A 16,772-nucleotide genomic window follows, 5' to 3' on the forward strand; every position below is an offset into this window, starting at 1 on the left:
GGCCACACTATGATCGAGCCTTCTGATTTTCGGTTTACGAGAATCCCACTCAACCACGGAGGGGGCCGTATACCGGCACTCGGGTTTGGCACCTTGATTCCCGACCCAGCCGTGACGCTGAGTGCTACCAAAGAGGCGCTCGAAGCCGGATTTCGGCACTTCGATTGTGCAGAACGATACCTGAACGAGCCTCAGGTCGGCGAGGCGTTGCAGGCGGGATCCGCCGCGGGTGGGATTGCGCGCGAAGACATCTTTGTTACCACAAAGTTGTGGAACACCAATCATCGACCCGAGCGCGTCGAGCCAGCTTTTGAGGGGAGTCTGAAAAGACTCAAGCTCGACTATGTGGATCTCTATCTCATCCACACTCCATTCGCATTTCAACCCGGAGACAACCAGGATCCTCGCGATCAAAGCGGCAACGTAATTTACGACGACGGCGTGACTCTGCTCGACACCTGGGGGGCGCTGGAGAGTCTTGTGGACCACGGCAAATGCCGCGCCATCGGACTGTCTGACATCAGCCTGAAAAAACTGTTGCCCATCTACGAATCGGCGCGAATCAAACCATCGGTGGTCCAGGTCGAATCACACCCCTATCTGCCGGAAACGGAGCTTCTGGAGTTCTGTAAGGAGAAGGACATTGTGCTTCTGGCCTTCGCGCCCTTGGGTCACGGAATGAAGCCGGGGCTACTCCACGATCCGGTCATTTCATCAATCGCCGCACGAGTTGGAAAGACGCCGGGGCAGGTGCTGCTGGCATGGGCGGTGCAGCGCGGCACGGCTTTGCTCACCACCCCAAAAAGTCCGGGTCGCGCGAAAGAGAATTTCGACATATCCCCCCTGCCGGAAGACGAGTTTGACGAAATCAATCGCATTCAGACAAGGCAGAGACTCAATGATGTCGTGAATACCGGCAGCCCGGGCTTCATTCCACGCGTTTCATCAACATAAAAAAGCCAAGCAACACCTGGAGCGGCCATGCAAGAGGAACAGATACGTGAAGCCCTGAACGCACATTGGAATGCGTCGGCAGCTGGCGATGCAAACGCCGAACACGATATTTACCACGATGACGCCATCTGCGATTATCCGCAGTCAGGCGAGCGAATCTTCGGCCGATACAACTTGCAGGCCTTGCGGAGTCATCATCCCGGAAAGCCGTCGGGCTTCAGTGTCAAGCGCATTCTCGGAAAAGGTGACGTCTGGATCACTGAATACACCATCGTCTACCAGGGACGTCCAGCATACACAGTGAGCATCATGGAATTCCGCGACGGTAAGGTCGCGCACGAGACACAGTATTTCTCGGACCCCTTCGAGGCGCCGCCTTGGCGGAGCCAGTGGGTTCAGCAGATCGGGTGACACCGCACTAAGAAGAAATTGATGTCAGCCTCTTCGAGAACATCGAAGGATGGGTTTGGACAAGGAGAGCAGGAATGCTCCGTGATGTGCTCGCCCACCGACTATTCCGGTCAATCCCGTCTCTCTGGCTGATTGTGTGAGGACCCTGGAGCCATTGCTTCAAACACGCCATCATTTCTGACCAGCTTATGAAAGAGGATTGCGGCGATGTGCATCAGGATGACTCCGAAAAAGGCAAATGCCAGGTAGTGATGTGCGTTCCACAGCAGCGTATGCAGGCTGGGACTTACAGGCAGGATCGATGGTAGATGCACACCGCCGAAAAGCACCACTGGATACTCCGCTGCGGACAACATACCCCAACCGATCAGCGGCATGCTGATCATCAGCGCGTAAAAGATGTACTGCGACAGGTTCGCGGCCAGCTTTATCGGCTCTGGCAAATCGGCCGGCAGCGCAGGCGCGCCGTAATAGAGCCGGAACGCCAGACGAATAAGTGCCAGCACTAGGATGGCTATACCAAGTGGCTTGTGAATCTGGACCAATGTCAGGTATTTGGTGGTGATGGTCGACACCATACCTACACCGATAAACAACATGGACAGAATGCAGACTGCCATGAGCCAGTGAAGCAATCGCTGCGGCGCGGCAAAGCGTGTGCGGGTTATTATCATTGCTTGGCTCCTGTCGCGGTACGCGGATAGTCTGCCTCTTCGGCTGTGCGGCTGTTGTACGACCGGGAATACGCTGCCGAGCGTGCAGCCGGGAATGGATCATCCGACGTAGTGATTCCGGCCGGGAGGACGGTCGGGTCGTAGTTGATGTCGCGGCAAGGGCCGTCGGGCTCCGGCTCGATCTGCTGTACCGTCATTGTTCCAACGTTGACCGTGCGACGATCCACAGGCCACGCCTTGTTGGGATCTGCAGTCGGGTCGCCGGGGTTGGCAACGGTGACGATCAAGTTCCAGTGCTGAGGGCCCGCCGCCACACGCTGCGTGATCTCCTGCTCAAGATAATCGGGACCGCGCTTGGCCAGTTCCCCTGGCGAAATAGAAACAGGTTGTGCCGCCGGGATCAACGACCAACGGATCGCATGCTTCGCGCCCGACTCATCGACAAACAGAAACGAGTTGAGACTGTTGTAAGGCTCCTCCGCATAGCTCTCGGTCCATTGGTCACTCTTAGCCCAGGGGAGAAACGTAAGGAACTCCGGATTTGCGGCAATGAAGTTCTTCATCGCATCGCGGTCCTTACTCCCGGAGGCAGTCAAGAGGTCGTAGAAGGCCTGCGGAGTCGAAACGGGAAAGATCGGCGCATTGATCATGGAACTGCGCCACACCTGCCCGTCCGGCGTGGTGATGCTGATGCCGAGGCCGCGCGTACGCACCATTGCGTCCTCAGCATTCGGATTCGGAGTGCCAAGGTTGAACCGTCCCACAATCGGATACTGGCCCCGAACGAAAACCGGCGCCTTGGAGAGTGCCGAACCTTCGCCGTTTGCCTCAAACGTTCCGGTAAAGCAGATGCCCTTGGCGTGGTTGCGCCGATGCCCCAATGCCGGTCCGCCCGGAGGCGCCAAACCAGCTACCAGCTTTTTGGGCGTCAGCCTGTTTGGAGACAGCCATCCAGCCGTATAGGCGAAACCGATCGCGGCGATGCCAATCACCGCAGCAATAACTACGAACGGCCAAAGCCGAAAATCCTTCGATGATGCAGGAGACTGAACCATTCGAACCTCGTTTCTTCCAGTCTATGGGGTCAAACCGATACCATCACTCTGTTTTATCAAGAAGATCCGAGAGAGCGCACCGGAGTTTCTCTGCTACTTCGCCAACACCTTTCGCTCCAGACTCTTCGCAAAGTTAGGCGTCTCTTCTTTATTGTGCGTATCCGACGCAATCTGTCGCGCCTCCCGTGCCTTCCCAAGCGAGATCCCCTGTTTCTCAAAGAAAGCCATCGACTCATCGATCGCACTTCCGTGAATGTGATTGCTGTGCTCGCAGGTCTTGTCGTCAATCTTCTTCACGCTCAACGTCCACTCCACATTCACCTTAGTGCGGCCATTCGCCGTAATTGAATCCGAGATCGAAACCATCTTGCATATATGCGGCTCGTGCACCTCTGCAATGTAGTGCTGAACCATCAGCGCATCGCCAATAGTCTCGACATTGATCGACATCGGACGACCATCATCGGTGGTCGTGTTCCCCGCCGCAATGTGTGCGTGCGAACAGCGCTGATATTCCGCATCCGGCAGATGCAGAAGCCAGTCTGCAATATCCACCTTCTCGATCGGCGCGTTGATGATGGCGGTCACGGTAGAGAGCGATAGGGTTCGGTCTACAGTCAAAGTGCTCATGTTGCTTCTCCTGAAAGAATTTCAGCTGTCCCGCCGCTCGTTCTTCCGTGCTTATGCAGACGTCTTCGTTGGTCTTTCTCCTCAGATTCACCATGGGACGAAACGGATGTGAACTTTGTTTGCGCAAACGGCACGCGTGGAGATTGTCCTGTAAAGGACAAACCGAAAGCATTCGTTACAGCGGAAGTGGTGTTTCCCGGATTTTCACGATCCTCAGGAAATCCCGCAACCCGAAAACCTGTCAAGATCCAAAAGATGCTAACCCCCTTCCCCACAATCACTTACGCGTGGCGCATTAGTTACACTCAATCCCGTAAACTAGAAGGAAGTGGATCGAAGGGAGACGAAAAGACTGCCGCAGACACACTCGTTCAGCCACGAAACACCTTAAGTCCTTTCCGGAGACGAATTTGCCCGTAACCCCTTTACCTGCAAGAATTTAGCAGCCATCGTTTTACTATCTCACTGTATTCATTAGACTTACACTAGGGTACCCCCCGGGGGGCACCCCCCAGGGGAGTGAGTTCAACGGCTGACACACAGTCCGCCCGCGTCCACGAGGAAGCGAATGGGTAGGGCCTGCCCAAAACGCCATGCCATGTTTGCCACCCGACCGCCGCAACCCACGGTAACGCCGGATGAACCCACGCAGCATCTCATCTGTAACAAATTGCACCGTCGCAGATCGAAATCGTAGACCATCCGCAACCTCGCAAGATGGCTTTGCGCTTCACGCAGAACATACCCTCCGCTGTGTAGAATTACCCTGCGTAGTCCTACCATCACTCGAACCGTCTCAGGAGACATGCACCCCATGATCAAGTTGACACCAGGAAAGCTAGCCGGCCTTAAGGCCGTCTCCGACCATCGTGGCGTGATCGCCGCCGCCGCCATGGACCAGCGCGGATCCCTCCAGAAGTCCCTCGCCAAGGAGCGCGGAGCAGCCGCCGATGCCCACGACCTCGAGGAGTTCAAGACCCTGGTCACCTCCGTCCTCACCAAGCACGCCTCCGCCATCCTCCTCGACCCCGAGTTCGGCCTCCCAGCCTCCAAGCACCGCAACGGCAAGGGCCTCCTGCTCGCCTACGAAAAGACCGGCTACGACGCCACCACCCCCGGCCGCCTGCCCGACCTCCTCGACGTCTGGAGCGTCCGCCGGCTGAAGGAAGCTGGCGCAGACTGCATCAAAATTCTCCTCTACTACACCCCTTACGAGAAGACCTCGGTCAACGACCTCAAGCAGGCCTGGATCGAGCGCATCGGCGCCGAGTGCGTCGCCCACGACATCCCCTTCTTCCTCGAATTCGTAGGCTACGACGCCGACGGCGGCGATGAGAAGTCAGTCGCCTACGCCAAGAAGAAGCCCGAGATCGTCTCAGGCTCCATGGCGGAGTTCGGCAAAGCACACTACAACGTCGATGTCCTCAAGGTCGAAGTTCCCGTCGAGATGGCCTTTGTCGAAGGCACCAAGTCCTTCAAGGGCGAGAAAGCCTACACCCGTAAGGAAGCTCTCCAGCACTTCCGCGACGCCGCCACGATGACGCACAAGCCCTTCATCTATCTCTCCGCAGGCGTCTCCAACCCAGTCTTCATCGAGACCCTCGAACTGGCCGTCGAGTCCGGAACCACATTCAACGGCGTCCTCTGCGGCCGCGCCACATGGAAAGACGGCATCGCCATCTACGCCAAGCAGGGCGCCAAGGCCTTTGAAGATTGGCTCAACACCACCGGCGTGGAAAACATCACCAACGTCAACAACGCTCTAAAATCAGCCCACTCCTGGCACAGCAAGGTCGAATCCAAGTAATCGTCACGCATCAATACAGAGGCGCTGCATTCCTGCAGCGCCTTTTGTAGTGTGACGAGACGCCGTTCTCCCCCTCAGTACCACCTGACAAGAGATCGAGAAAAAACGATGTTTCATGCGACACACCTAAAGGAGCCTGCGACGCATCGTAGGCTAGATGAACTGATTTGAGGTCGAGCGATGAAGAAGTTGAAAGAGAAGACGGTTACGAGGTCGTTGGCGAAGGGGATGTTGGCAGGCTTGATCGGTGGATTAGTTGCGACGGCAGCGAAAACGCTTACGGAGAAAATCTACCGACGGCGAACTCATGGAGAGCCAGACCCACTCGCAATACTGGCAGAGAAGCTAGTCGGGCACGAACTTGTGGGCTCGCAGAAGACCGCTGCGGTGGAGACGCTTCACTGGGGATTCGGAGCACTAACCGGTGCCGCATACGGAGCGCTGGCGGAATACTACCCGCAAGCTACAGCGAAGGACGGTGCCGCCTTTGGAATGGCGCTGACTTCTCTGACTCATGGAACCGGGCTACCTGCACTGGGTCTTCCAGACGATTCGCACGAGCAAACAACCCGCGAACGCACCAGCGAGATGGCCACCCACGTTGTGTACGGAGTCGTGACCGAGACAGTTCGTCGGAAAGCAAGAAAGATGTTGGGGTAGAGCTTCAACGCAGGGAATGTCAGAACCGTGGCACTCCTTCCTCGCCGTTCAATGACTAGGCGAAGGACGAGTGCCACAGTTTATTGACCCATAGGCGTTCTCCGCCGCCGTAGTGAGTAGCAAAGTTGCTGATGACCACACCAGCTTCATCGTCAATCTGCGATGCATAGTTGAGAACCAGCTTTCGCTTGCGAACAATGGCCTCGGCTGCGGAATCGCCGGTATGGCAAATGATCTCAGTAAGGGGATCATTCCGTCCGGTAGCAGCCGAAGTCAGAGTCTCTAGGTCAGCTCTGGCGGAAGGGTGGGTAGCCATAAAAGGAAGATCTTCGTAAAAGGCAGCCGGAAGCGATGCAGTGAAGGGCATAGCAGCTTCGCGGACGGTGAGATGGTCAACATCTTTGCCCAGGCCGGCAGGAAGGACAATGGCCTCCATCGTTCCCAATTCGGATTGGCGCGTGAGAGCTTTGCGGATCTTTTCCAATGAAGTGTCTGCTGAGTTGACCGGAGTATTACAAACCTGATCAATCGGCACTCTCAGTCGGATGGGCGCATCTTTGAGGTTCAGATCATGCATGTTCAGGTTGTTCTTCAGCCCCTTTGGAAGGGACTCCTTGATGCGGCGAAGAAAGAGTTCGTCTTCGCGAAGGCGCATCGCCGAGACGTAAGAGAGTTCGTCGTTTTCGTGAACGAACCCAGCATCGGAGTAAGGAGCATAGCGGCTGCGAGTAAACACGTTGAGCAACGTAACCGTGTGGCGTGAGGTAAGCCAATGAATCATCGCAAGCGAAAGCGAGAAGGCTGCATCATCACGGTGTGGGGAGAGAATGAGAATCTTCAGTGTGCGCTCCAGAGATTATTTTAGCGAGGTAGCACTAGTGGGTATGTGGTCTCGAGTCTGCTGCCAGTTCGCAACCAGATTATCGACGACGAGGTGCCCAACGCGATAAGCAGCGTCGAGCGCAGGAAGGTACGCGCTGTATTGACGGATTTTGGTTTCGCCAAGGCTTTCCGCGGCGGTTGCACCGGGTCGCTGCTGATCGAAGTTAGAAGCGGTGCGGAGGACCAGAACGCGGCTGATATCGAGCTTGTGCGCATGACTAAGCCACGTTAGCGATTGCAGGGTGCCGGTATCCTCCATGCCGCAAATGGCATAAGTACCATGGCCATCAGTCTGATATTTAACCCAGTCGCGAGCCCACTGATTGAGGAGCTTGCCGTGCCAGAAAGTCGAAGCGGAGAGATTATCACCTCGCAGGACGAAGGGGGGCCGGTGAGCCGCCTCTTCGGTGTACTGTTGACGGCGAGCAGCCATCGCCGGTGTGTCCGGGAGCACCGTGTCCTTAGTGAGCGCGAAGGCCCAGTCTACTAAGCCAGGGTTGAGGTGATAGACGTTTCCATCGTCGCCGAAGCGGGCAGTGCGTGGTTGCTCATATGGAGTGGATTTACCAAGCGGAACGTATCCCGTCGACCAATCTTTGGGAATTTCTCGAGCGTCGATCTCGTGGGCAAGGTCGCCATCGACGATGTAATCAGACCAAACTGCAGAGCCAAGCGAACCCATACGAGGGTCCATACCACCGATGCCAGCCACAAGGAAATAGGCATGAGTTAAGTCGAAGCGTGCGTCGAGACCAAGAGCCATGATCGTTGCGGCGGTGCGAGCAGTTCCGACGCCCGTTAGGACCCCCAGTATTCCGCTTTTTTCGTTGAGGCGCAGGTCGTGGTAGCCCGCAGGAAACGGAAGCACTGTGTCCAGGTGCTCTCGCTCAACCCAGTATTGATATTCACCCGGCGCATCGCCAGTGTCTGCTCCGACCTCGAACATGTTGATAACGACTACTTTGATTTCAAGGGGCTTCTGTGGAGGCGGAGGGTCGTTCTGTGCAGTAGCTTCGATGGCCGCGCAGGCGATGGTCGCGAGCAAAAAAAAGGCAGAAAGAATGCGCATAGGTAATGGTAGCGTAGCCGCCGGTCTTCCCCTTGTAACGCGGGTATGGATGAACGCACTATTCCAGCATTAGAAGGAAGGAGACTGCAATGTCTGATACTGCTGCTGTTGTGGTGACCGTCGCTTTTTTTGTTGTGATGGCCGCCTGGATTCCCTTGGTCAAGTGTTGTGAAAGAGCAATGCGAAAGTTACCTGAACGCGAGCGACAAAGCGAAAGAGGTCGGGTTGTCGAAATGAAGCGTCCAAGCCACACCAAGAAAGGAAGTGGATATGAAACGGCCGTCCTGATCACGATGGCTGCTGCGGTGTGTTCCCTCGGCTTGCTTAACTGATTCGAGCTAAACGCCCTTTTTGATAGGTTCCCAGATGAATTTATGTATCTGGAGCGACAAGCGTGCGTCGATGCCGTCAGCCATCATCCACTCCACAAGGATGCGAGGATCCAGGGTGGCATTGTCGGCTGTACGGAGCAGACTTGGAGCCTTACTAAAGGCAGGGCTCAGAAGTATATGGCCTGCCTTTTCCAGAAGCCGATACGTGTGAATGAAGTCCCGAGCGAAGTCGTAGTCTTCACGATGGGAAATAACGAACTTTACCTCATCATTTTTTGTGAGGGCTTCGAGGTTCTCCATGCGGAAGCTATTGGCTGCACTACCTGATCCCGGACATTTGACGTCGACAATCTTGTGGACGGCTTTAGGAACGTCAGCCAAAAGGCGTTCGCCGCTGGTTTCGATCATGAGCGTGTAGTTCTGAGCCAGCAAACGCTCCATGAGAGGAAGTAGCTCTCTGGACTGAAGCATGGGCTCGCCACCGGTGAACTCGATGAGGCGGCATGGCGCGAGACCCTCGATCTCCGCAACAATCTCATCGGCACTATAGGGTTTACCGCCAGTGAAAGTGTATTCGGAGTCGCACCAAGCACATCGGAGATTGCAGCCCGCAAGACGGACAAAAATACAAGGGAGACCAGCGAAGGAGGACTCGCCCTGAACGGATTTATAAAGTTCGATTAGATGCATTTCTTGTCTCTCTAGCGAAACGCCACTATTTGTAGTAACGAGCGAAGCTGGTGTCGGTCTCGTAGAGGGTGCAGTCTTTCACGCGGACGCGTCCGCCAGTCATCTCGTGGAGTTGGCTGCTGGTCTGTTCGTAAAAATACTTTGCAAGGTTCTCGGCGCTGGGATTGATCTCCTTGTCGAAGGGGGGCAGGTCGTTGATCATGAAGTGGTCAAGATAGTCGACAGTGGGGCGCATTACCTGCTTAAGTAGCTTGAAGTCGAGGAGCATACCAGCTTCATCGAGTTCTTCTCCGATCAGGGTGACGAAGACCTTGTAGTTGTGGCCATGCGGGTTTTCGCACTTGCCTCTGTAGTTGCGGAGGTAGTGGCCGGAAGAAAACCCGGCTTCTACGGTTATTTCAAACATGAGTCTGGGAATCCCTTCGATCTTTCAGTGGCCGCGTCTGGAGGGGTGAGCGTGGGCTGGGGACGTGGCGGCAGCCTCACTTCGATTGTACCGTTTTGCGTGGCGATACGGGGCTAGCGGCGGCGTTTCGCGCGGCGATCTTCCTCGGCACGTCGTTCAGCCTGTTCGAAGAGCGAAGAAAGAATGCCAGCGAGCGCAACAAGCAGGCCCACGACGAAGAGACCGAGGCCCATAGTACGCCAGAGAGAGGCATCGCCAGGCGAACCGGGCTGCTGGGCGATATTGGTGTAAGCAACGCCACAAGAGATGAAGGCGAACAGGACTAGGCTGCCAGCGAGAATGAAGAGGTTGCGTCCCATGCGGATAATTTATTTTACGGCGAGACGAGCATCGGCCTTTAGTGCGAGGCGCGTTATGATGCGGCGGAGCGAGGACCATCGCCTCTATTGCACTTTATAGATGCGGGCTTCCCAACCAGCAAGATGAAGCGTACTCGTATTTTGCTCGCTGGTCGCGAGGTTCGAGAGGACAAGAGACTCGGCCTTGAGGGCGCCGGGCAGCGCGTAGGCGACGGGAACTTTGGAGAAGTTGAGGACGACGAGGTAACGCTCTGTGCCCAGGGTACGAGTGTATGCAAAGATGGCCTTGTTATCGGGATCAAGGTCCTTGTAGTCGCCGTATATGAAGGCCTGATGAGCGTGACGAATAGCGATAAGTTTGCTGGTGTAGTTATAGACCGAGTCTGGATCAGCGACCTCGGCAGCCGCGTTAATCTGGGTGTAGTTTGGGTTTTCAGCGAGCCAGGGCTTGGGTGCGGTGGTGAAGCCCCCGCTAGCGGAAGAGTCCCACTGCATGGGTGTGCGGGAGTTGTCGCGGCTCGTGTGGCGAAGGTTCGCGATGAAGGTCTCTTCGGGTATCTTGCCGGTGACGACGTCCGCCTTGTAGGCATTTTTTACTTCGATGTCGTCAAAGTCTGCGATCGTCCTGAACGGATAGTTGGTCATACCGAGTTCGTCACCCTGGTAGAGAAAGGGAGTGCCACGCAACGTGAGAAGCATGGTCTCAAGAAGCTTGGCGGAGGGAACGCGGAACTCGGGGGAGTCGTCGCCGAAGGTCGAGACAAGGCGCGGGTTGTCATGGTTGGAGAGAAAGACTGTGTCCCAGCTGTGGGCATCGAGTTGTTCGGCATGGCGGGTGTAGATAGCTTTGAGAGTGGGAGGGTCTGTGGGTTTGAAGCCGCGTCCGACGCGGTTAGAGCGGATGGCGTCGAAGTTGAAGATCATATTGAGTTCGTGGCGGTCGTCGCCAACGATAAGTGGAGTCTGTTCGAGAGAGATACCGAGGGCTTCGCCTACTGTCATGACGTCATACTTCGCCATAACGTTACGATTCATCTCCTGAAGGTACTCGTGCATGTGGGGACCGTTGGCGTAGGCATTGCCATAATTATGGAGCTGGTCGGGAGTGAGGTCGGGGAAGGCTGGATTCTTCGAGATGAGGGGTATGACGTCCATGCGGAAGCCGTCAACGCCCTTGTCGAGCCAGAAGCGCATCAGACTGTAAACCTCTTCGCGAACTTTGGTATTGTCCCAGTTCAGATCGGGTTGTTTTACTGCGAAGTAGTGAAGGTAGTACTGACTGGTGGTGGGATCGAACTGCCAGGCGGAGCCGGAGAAGAAAGACGGATCGTTGTTCGGTGGGAGCAGCGTGGGCTTCCCGTCGGGTCCTGCCGGGCCGGGTTTGCCGTCGCGCCAGAAGTAAAAATCGCGGTAGGGATTGTCCTTCGATTTGCGGCTTTCGACGAACCAGTGATGCTCGTCGGAGGTGTGATTGACGACGAGGTCGATGATGAGGCGCATGTGACGTTGTTTGATGCCTGCGAGCATCGTGTCAAAGTCAGCCATGGTTCCAAACTCGGCCATGACCTTGCGGTAATCCCGGATGTCGTAGCCGTTATCAGCGTTGGGCGAGTCGTAATGGGGGCTGAGCCAGATGACGTTGACGCCCAGATGCTGGAGGTAATCCAGCTTGGAGGTAATTCCTGGGATGTCTCCGATGCCATCGCCGTTCGAGTCCTTGAAGGACCGCGGATAAATCTGATAGACAACGGCCTCTTTCCACCAAGTCGGCTTGTAGCCATTGACGAGGGCGGCCGCAGGAGCAGGGGCAGCGGTTTCTGACTGGATTGGCACAGGCGCGAGGACGGCGAAAGCAAGCAGGAAGGCGGCGAGAGAGGGAGTCTTCACCGGACTATGGTCTACGCAAGTTTCTGACGCGTCAAGCTGGTGCTAAGTGGGATGCTCAAAGAACTGTTCAACGTCGGTAATATCTTGTGTGAGGCGGTAGGGCGGGAGGGATTCGAGGAAGATCCGGCCATAGCGCTGGCGCTGGATGCGTGGATCGAGGAGCATGAGTACACCGCGGTCGTTGAGCGAGCGGATCAGGCGGCCAAAACCTTGTTTGAGCGTGATGACGGCGTTAGGGATCTGGTAGTCAAAAAAAGGCTTGCCGCCGAGAGCTTCGATAGCTTCCATGCGAGCTTCGACGATAGGGTCGGAGGGAACAGCAAAAGGGAGGCGGTCAATGATGACACAAGATAGTTGCTCACCCTGCACATCGACTCCCTGCCAGAAGCTCGAGGTGCCGAAGAGAACGGCGTTAGGGGTATCGCGAAACTGCTGCAATAGAACGTGGCGAGGAGCGGAGCCATGCAGCAGCAAAGGATACGGAAGCTCGGTAAGCAGTCGCTCGTACGTATTCCGCATCTGCGAGTAACTTGTGAAGAGGCAGAAAGCCCGCCCCTTGGTGATCTCGAGGACGCGACGAATGCGCTCTGCGGCGCGCTCTGGAAAATCTGGCTCGCGCGGATCAGGCATATTGGGCGGCAGATAGAGAAGAGCCTGCTTCTCATAATTGAAGTGCGAAGGAACGATGAGTTCGCGGGTGGTATGGAGCCCCAGGCGCTTACGGATGTGATCGAAGCCACCTGAGACCGTAAGCGTCGCAGATGTGAGAATGACGGAGTTGTAGATGTCAAAGAGGGTCGTGGTAAGCAGTTCTGAGACGTCGATGGGCGTGGCCTGGAGATGGGTGTGGAAGCTCACGTAGGGTGCACTCCGAGCGACGTTACGAACACCACCCGCAGCACGTCGCTCGATCCAAAAGACCGTGTTGCGGTCGGGAGACTCGAGAAGAAAGGTGAGGTGGGCGCGAATGTCGGCGGTGCGTTTGCGAAGGCCCGAGGACTCTTCGACGTTCTTGAGGAGATCGAGTTCGCCCTCTAGACGGGTGAGAGCATTCTTGGTCGCAATGTAAGTGTCGCCACTTTCTTCCAGAAAGGCTTCGCGGTGGAGAAATGGCATGCGACCACCGCCGTTGAAACTACCACCAGAGTCAGCCGGAAGGACCGAAAAGAACATGCGGGAGTGGTCTTTGAGGGTGGCGCAAGCACTTTCGATCGCGCTGCTGCTAGCTTGTTTTGCTTTAAGGAGGATTTCTACATCGCGGGTAAGTTCGTCGATACGCTGGGTCGAGAGTCCAATGCCGAAGTAATTGGAGGCGACCTCTTCGAGCTCGTGTGCCTCGTCGAAGATCACGCAGGCAGCTTCAGGAAGAATGCCTGCGTCGGGCGCCCCAGCGGCCTGCTGTTTGATGTTGAGGTCGGCGAAAAATAGATGGTGGTTGACGATGACAATGTCCGACTCGAGGGCCTTGCGGCGCATCGCGGTTACGAAGCAGCGCTCCCAGTCTGGGCACGACTGACCGAGGCAGACCTCGGTGCGGGCGTCCAGCTTATGCCAGAGGGCGGAGGACTCGGGTAGGTGGTCAAGCTCTGCGCGATCGCCGGTGTCCGTGACCTTCTCCCACATGGCGATCTGGTGGAACTGGTCGATCTCTTCCAGGCCGTTGAGGAGCGGATTATCGCGAAGAGCATAGAGTTTATTGCGGCAAAGGTAGTTGGCGCGCCCCTTCATGTAGCAAACTTTGAGCGGACCGAGCAGCGACTCAAGGAACGGGACATCCTTGAAGTAGAGCTGTTCCTGCAGGTTTTTGGTGCCGGTGGAGATGATGACACGCTGGTTTCGCTCGCGTGCTAGACGCAGAGCCGGCAGTAGATAAGCAAGGGTCTTCCCGGTCCCAGTACCGGCTTCGACGATGAGATGGCGCTTTTCCTTGAATGCTGATTCGATGGCCTTTGCCATGTCGTACTGGCCGCGACGGTATTCAAACGACAGGGTAGACCGCGAAAGTATTCCACCTTGAGCGAAGAAGTCGCGGAGATTCGGCAGCTTCTCAGGTGGGGCCGGTGTGATCGAGATGGGGGAGACTGTAGACATCAGGTAGGGCTATCCCATGATAGTCGGACGGGGAGCCTTCGGAGTGAATGAGCAAGGCTCCATATAATAGGAAAGGCGCTCCGGTGCCCGGGAGAAGGCACGATCAATGGCGCAACGAGACGACAGAAAGCGGTTAGGCAAGAAGCACAGGCAGGCGTCTACGCGACCGAAGAAGGGGCGCGCTCCTAAGGCTACGCCCACGACCGGGGCGGTGGATCCTCGGAAGCGGAAGGTCCTTTCGACCAAGCGGGCAGCGGCGGATAAAGCCTCGCGGATCACAAAGCAGTCTCCAGAACGTGAACGGCGAAAGGCGATACGCACAGATGGGGCAACTTCGGCAAAGACGCCGAAGGGCACAGCTCCGCGGGTGAAACAGGTGAGGCCAGCCGATGGGATTGTGGGACGACAGACGCCACGGTCGTCGAATATGGACGGGCGTGAGGAAGACTGGCGCGATATTGAGCTGCTGGCTTCGCAGATGGTCACCGAGACCGAGAGTGCAGATGCTCGTGACCTGCCACTGATAGCGGTCTGTGGTCGACCAAATGTCGGTAAGAGCACCCTGTTCAACCGGCTGACGGGCTCTCGACGGTCGATTGTGGGCGATGAGCCAGGGATTACGCGCGACCGCATCTACGGCGAGATCGAATGGATGGGACGCGATGCGAGGATCGTCGATACGGGCGGAGTTGTGCCTGATGATGAAGCGCTGATTCCAGCGGAGATCTTCCGGCAGGCAAAGGTTGGGCTCGAAGAAGCGGACGCCATTGTGATGGTGGTCGACGGGCGGACAGAATTGGCTTCGCCAGATCTCGAACTTGCTCGTCTGCTTCTCCGCGGCGGTAAGCCAGTATTTCTCGCGGTCAACAAGATGGATACCGATGCGATGCAGTCGCAAGCCGAGAACTTTCGGCGATTGGGTTTCCGAAATGTGTTGCCGATCTCGGCGGAGCACGGTTCTGGCATCGGCGATCTTCTGGATGCGGTGTTTGAGGTTCTCCCGGAGCAGGCTGAGGTGATCGAAGAGCCGGAGGCAATGCTCACGGAGAACGACGAGGCTGAGGAGGACGAAACCGGGCCGGACTATTCGGTTGCTCCTGGAGCTGCGCTCGTCTCCGAAGATGCTGATCTTGTTGCGCCGAGACGTCCGAGGATGCTTCGGTCGCATGGCGAGTATGAGAGTCGTGAGACGAAGATTGCCATCATTGGGCGTCCGAATGTAGGCAAGAGCACGCTGCTGAATGCTCTGACTGGCAAGCAGCGAGCGATCGTTTCGCCGATTGCTGGAACGACTCGCGATGCGGTGGATGAGGTCGTAGAGAGGGATGGGCACAGCTTCAGATTCGTCGATACTGCGGGAATCCGCAGGAAGGGCAAGACGAAGCTGATGGCCGAGAAGCTTTCGGTCATCATGGCCCGGAAGCATCTTGAAGCGGCGGATGTTTCTTTGCTGATCATCGATGCGGCAGAGGGCGTCGCGGCGCTTGATGCGAACATTGGCGGTTATGCGCATGAGAGTGGTCGCAGCGTGATTATCGTGGTGAACAAGTGGGATCTGATGACCCGCACCGGCAAGGATGGGATGCGTCTGTTTGATGGCAAACCTCCGGCGGACCAAAAGCTCTATGAGCAGGACGTTCGAGACAAGTTGAAGTATCTCGAATATGCTCCCCTGTTGTTCATTTCTGCGGCTGATGGAAAAAACATTGAGCAAGTCTTCAAGAAGGTGGAACTGGTCGCGCGCGAGCGACGCAAGCGCGTGACCACCGGGCAGATGAATCGGTTTCTGGAGAAGGTGGACTTCCAGAAGGCGAGTGTGCCGATGAACAAGCGCGTTCGGATCTACTACATGACGCAAGCCGCGGTCGCTCCTCCGACGTTCGTGCTGTTCACCGACAAGGATGTGAAGATGCACTTCTCGTTCGAGCGATTCCTGGGCAACCAGATTCGCGAAAACTTTGGGTTCATCGGAAGCCCGATCTGGTTCAAAATCAAGGCGCGAAACAAGAAGAAGACGGAATAGCTATTTACCGAGGTACCCCCCTCCCCCCGGGGGGTATTTTATCCCCAAGCCTCCTGTTTTCTTCGACATACAGAGGCGTAGTCGCTGCAAAATATTGTATCTAAATGGTTTACGGCTAAAATACTTCTTTTCAATACTTTGCGGCGGTATAAATATACTTGCTTAACCCAACTCTATGAATCCTCAAGATCTTGCAATTCTTCAGTTTCCGAGACATTACGGAAAGGAAGATTTAGTAATTTTTCCTCCGATATTACTCGTCGTGATCGGCGTGAATTATCTGGACAAGAAAACTCGGCGAAAACCCTGAGTCGAAGATTGAGGTAAGTATATTTATGCCTTTGCACCCGCGTTAACTCTCTGTCGTATTTCACGCTCGGTCGAACAGAAGTCGACTGAGCGTTTGTTATCGTTCAGCTATGATCAGCCTTGTCCGCTTCTGGCTGCTTTTGCTTGCAGCCTTCCTTTGTTTCGACTCCATCGGCACAGCCCAGCACATGAACTCCCCAAGCGCGCCCTGCCGGAACGTTGCGGTAACTGTAGCCATGGAAAATTGCTTCGATAAAGCATACAAAGCAGCTGATAGCGGACTAAATCAGTTGTACGGCCAGATATCCCAGGTATTACAACCGGACGACCTGCAACGGCTAAAAGTGGCGCAACGTATCTGGATACAGTTTCGAGACGCAACCTGTACGGCAGAGAGCGGCCTCTACAGCGGTGGAACTGCGTCAGCTCCGGCCTATTCAGCTTGCCTGGAAGAACTAACAGGCCAGCGAACAGCGGATCTGAAGACGATCTATGGCTGGGTTATCGCAAATTCCAAGTGAAGCAAGGGCGAG

Annotated in this window: 17 protein-coding genes; 7 read left to right on the plus strand and 10 right to left on the minus strand. The window is 56.0% G+C overall.

Translation table 11 applies throughout. From position 1 onward, the window contains the following. Positions 1-9 precede the first annotated feature (9 nt). Together RBB77_RS20500 and RBB77_RS20505 are read left to right on the plus strand one after the other, a co-directional pair. A complete protein-coding gene (locus RBB77_RS20500; RefSeq protein WP_353063566.1) occupies positions 10-954 on the plus strand; it encodes an aldo/keto reductase in 945 nt (314 codons plus the stop codon). 27 nt (positions 955-981) lie between these two features. Beyond that, positions 982-1,365 carry a nuclear transport factor 2 family protein gene (locus RBB77_RS20505; RefSeq protein ID WP_353063567.1) on the plus strand — a complete coding sequence of 128 codons (384 nt, stop codon included), beginning with the start codon at positions 982-984 and terminating at the stop codon, positions 1,363-1,365. Positions 1,366-1,475: 110 nt separating this feature from the next. Here the strand turns inward: RBB77_RS20505 and RBB77_RS20510 are convergent, their stop codons facing one another. From RBB77_RS20510 to RBB77_RS20520, 3 genes are all read right to left on the minus strand, one after another. Then, a complete protein-coding gene (locus RBB77_RS20510; protein WP_353063568.1) occupies positions 1,476-2,039 on the minus strand; it encodes a cytochrome b in 564 nt (187 codons plus the stop codon). Then, the gene (locus RBB77_RS20515; RefSeq protein WP_353063569.1) at positions 2,036-3,094 is read right to left on the minus strand and encodes a catalase family peroxidase; all 1,059 of its coding nucleotides are present in this window, start codon (positions 3,092-3,094) and stop codon (positions 2,036-2,038) included. The genes RBB77_RS20510 and RBB77_RS20515 overlap by 4 nt, the downstream gene beginning before the upstream one ends. Before the next feature lie 93 nt (positions 3,095-3,187). After that, positions 3,188-3,724, minus strand: a complete 537-nt coding sequence (locus tag RBB77_RS20520; RefSeq protein ID WP_353063570.1) for a hypothetical protein — start codon at positions 3,722-3,724, stop codon at positions 3,188-3,190. Positions 3,725-4,541: 817 nt separating this feature from the next. On the opposite strand from RBB77_RS20520, the gene RBB77_RS20525 reads away from it, so the two are divergent. Both RBB77_RS20525 and RBB77_RS20530 read left to right on the plus strand, forming a co-directional pair. Next, positions 4,542-5,531 carry a tagatose 1,6-diphosphate aldolase gene (locus RBB77_RS20525; RefSeq protein WP_434557125.1) on the plus strand — a complete coding sequence of 330 codons (990 nt, stop codon included), beginning with the start codon at positions 4,542-4,544 and terminating at the stop codon, positions 5,529-5,531. A gap of 180 nt (positions 5,532-5,711) precedes the next feature. Beyond that, a complete protein-coding gene (locus tag RBB77_RS20530; protein ID WP_353063572.1) occupies positions 5,712-6,191 on the plus strand; it encodes a DUF1440 domain-containing protein in 480 nt (159 codons plus the stop codon). A 55-nt stretch (positions 6,192-6,246) separates the two neighbouring features. Here RBB77_RS20530 and RBB77_RS20535 read toward each other — a convergent pair whose 3' ends face one another. Both RBB77_RS20535 and RBB77_RS20540 read right to left on the minus strand, forming a co-directional pair. Continuing rightward, complete coding sequence (locus tag RBB77_RS20535) at positions 6,247-6,972, minus strand: hypothetical protein (RefSeq protein ID WP_353063573.1); 726 nt, start codon at positions 6,970-6,972, stop codon at positions 6,247-6,249. Positions 6,973-7,047: 75 nt separating this feature from the next. Beyond that, positions 7,048-8,142 carry a purine nucleoside permease gene (locus tag RBB77_RS20540; RefSeq protein WP_353063574.1) on the minus strand — a complete coding sequence of 365 codons (1,095 nt, stop codon included), beginning with the start codon at positions 8,140-8,142 and terminating at the stop codon, positions 7,048-7,050. Between the two features lie 89 nt (positions 8,143-8,231). On the opposite strand from RBB77_RS20540, the gene RBB77_RS20545 reads away from it, so the two are divergent. Further along, complete coding sequence (locus RBB77_RS20545; protein ID WP_353063575.1) at positions 8,232-8,474, plus strand: hypothetical protein; 243 nt, start codon at positions 8,232-8,234, stop codon at positions 8,472-8,474. A gap of 6 nt (positions 8,475-8,480) precedes the next feature. Here RBB77_RS20545 and RBB77_RS20550 read toward each other — a convergent pair whose 3' ends face one another. The 5 genes from RBB77_RS20550 to RBB77_RS20570 form a co-directional block, all read right to left on the minus strand. Continuing rightward, positions 8,481-9,164 carry a 7-carboxy-7-deazaguanine synthase QueE gene (locus RBB77_RS20550; protein WP_353063576.1) on the minus strand — a complete coding sequence of 228 codons (684 nt, stop codon included), beginning with the start codon at positions 9,162-9,164 and terminating at the stop codon, positions 8,481-8,483. 25 nt (positions 9,165-9,189) lie between these two features. Further along, positions 9,190-9,570 carry a 6-carboxytetrahydropterin synthase QueD gene (gene queD / locus RBB77_RS20555; protein ID WP_353063577.1) on the minus strand — a complete coding sequence of 127 codons (381 nt, stop codon included), beginning with the start codon at positions 9,568-9,570 and terminating at the stop codon, positions 9,190-9,192. A gap of 113 nt (positions 9,571-9,683) precedes the next feature. After that, positions 9,684-9,929, minus strand: coding sequence for a hypothetical protein (locus tag RBB77_RS20560; protein WP_353063578.1), 246 nt, complete (start codon positions 9,927-9,929; stop codon positions 9,684-9,686). Between the two features lie 84 nt (positions 9,930-10,013). Beyond that, a complete protein-coding gene (locus RBB77_RS20565) occupies positions 10,014-11,816 on the minus strand; it encodes a glycoside hydrolase family 13 protein (RefSeq protein WP_353063579.1) in 1,803 nt (600 codons plus the stop codon). A 42-nt stretch (positions 11,817-11,858) separates the two neighbouring features. After that, entirely contained in the window at positions 11,859-13,907 is a 2,049-nt protein-coding gene (locus tag RBB77_RS20570; protein WP_353063580.1) for an ATP-dependent DNA helicase, read from the minus strand. A gap of 106 nt (positions 13,908-14,013) precedes the next feature. Here RBB77_RS20570 and der point away from each other — a divergent pair, with 106 nt between their 5' ends. Together der and RBB77_RS20580 are read left to right on the plus strand one after the other, a co-directional pair. Next, the gene (der, locus tag RBB77_RS20575; RefSeq protein ID WP_353063581.1) at positions 14,014-15,930 is read left to right on the plus strand and encodes a ribosome biogenesis GTPase Der; all 1,917 of its coding nucleotides are present in this window, start codon (positions 14,014-14,016) and stop codon (positions 15,928-15,930) included. Positions 15,931-16,349: 419 nt separating this feature from the next. Continuing rightward, positions 16,350-16,760: a lysozyme inhibitor LprI family protein gene (locus RBB77_RS20580; RefSeq protein ID WP_353063582.1), complete on the plus strand. Its 411-nt coding sequence runs from the start codon at positions 16,350-16,352 to the stop codon at positions 16,758-16,760. Positions 16,761-16,772: the final 12 nt, after the last annotated feature.

The sequence above is a fragment of the Tunturibacter psychrotolerans genome, from assembly GCF_040359615.1.
In the GTDB taxonomy this organism is placed as follows: Bacteria; Acidobacteriota; Terriglobia; order Terriglobales; family Acidobacteriaceae; genus Edaphobacter; species Edaphobacter psychrotolerans.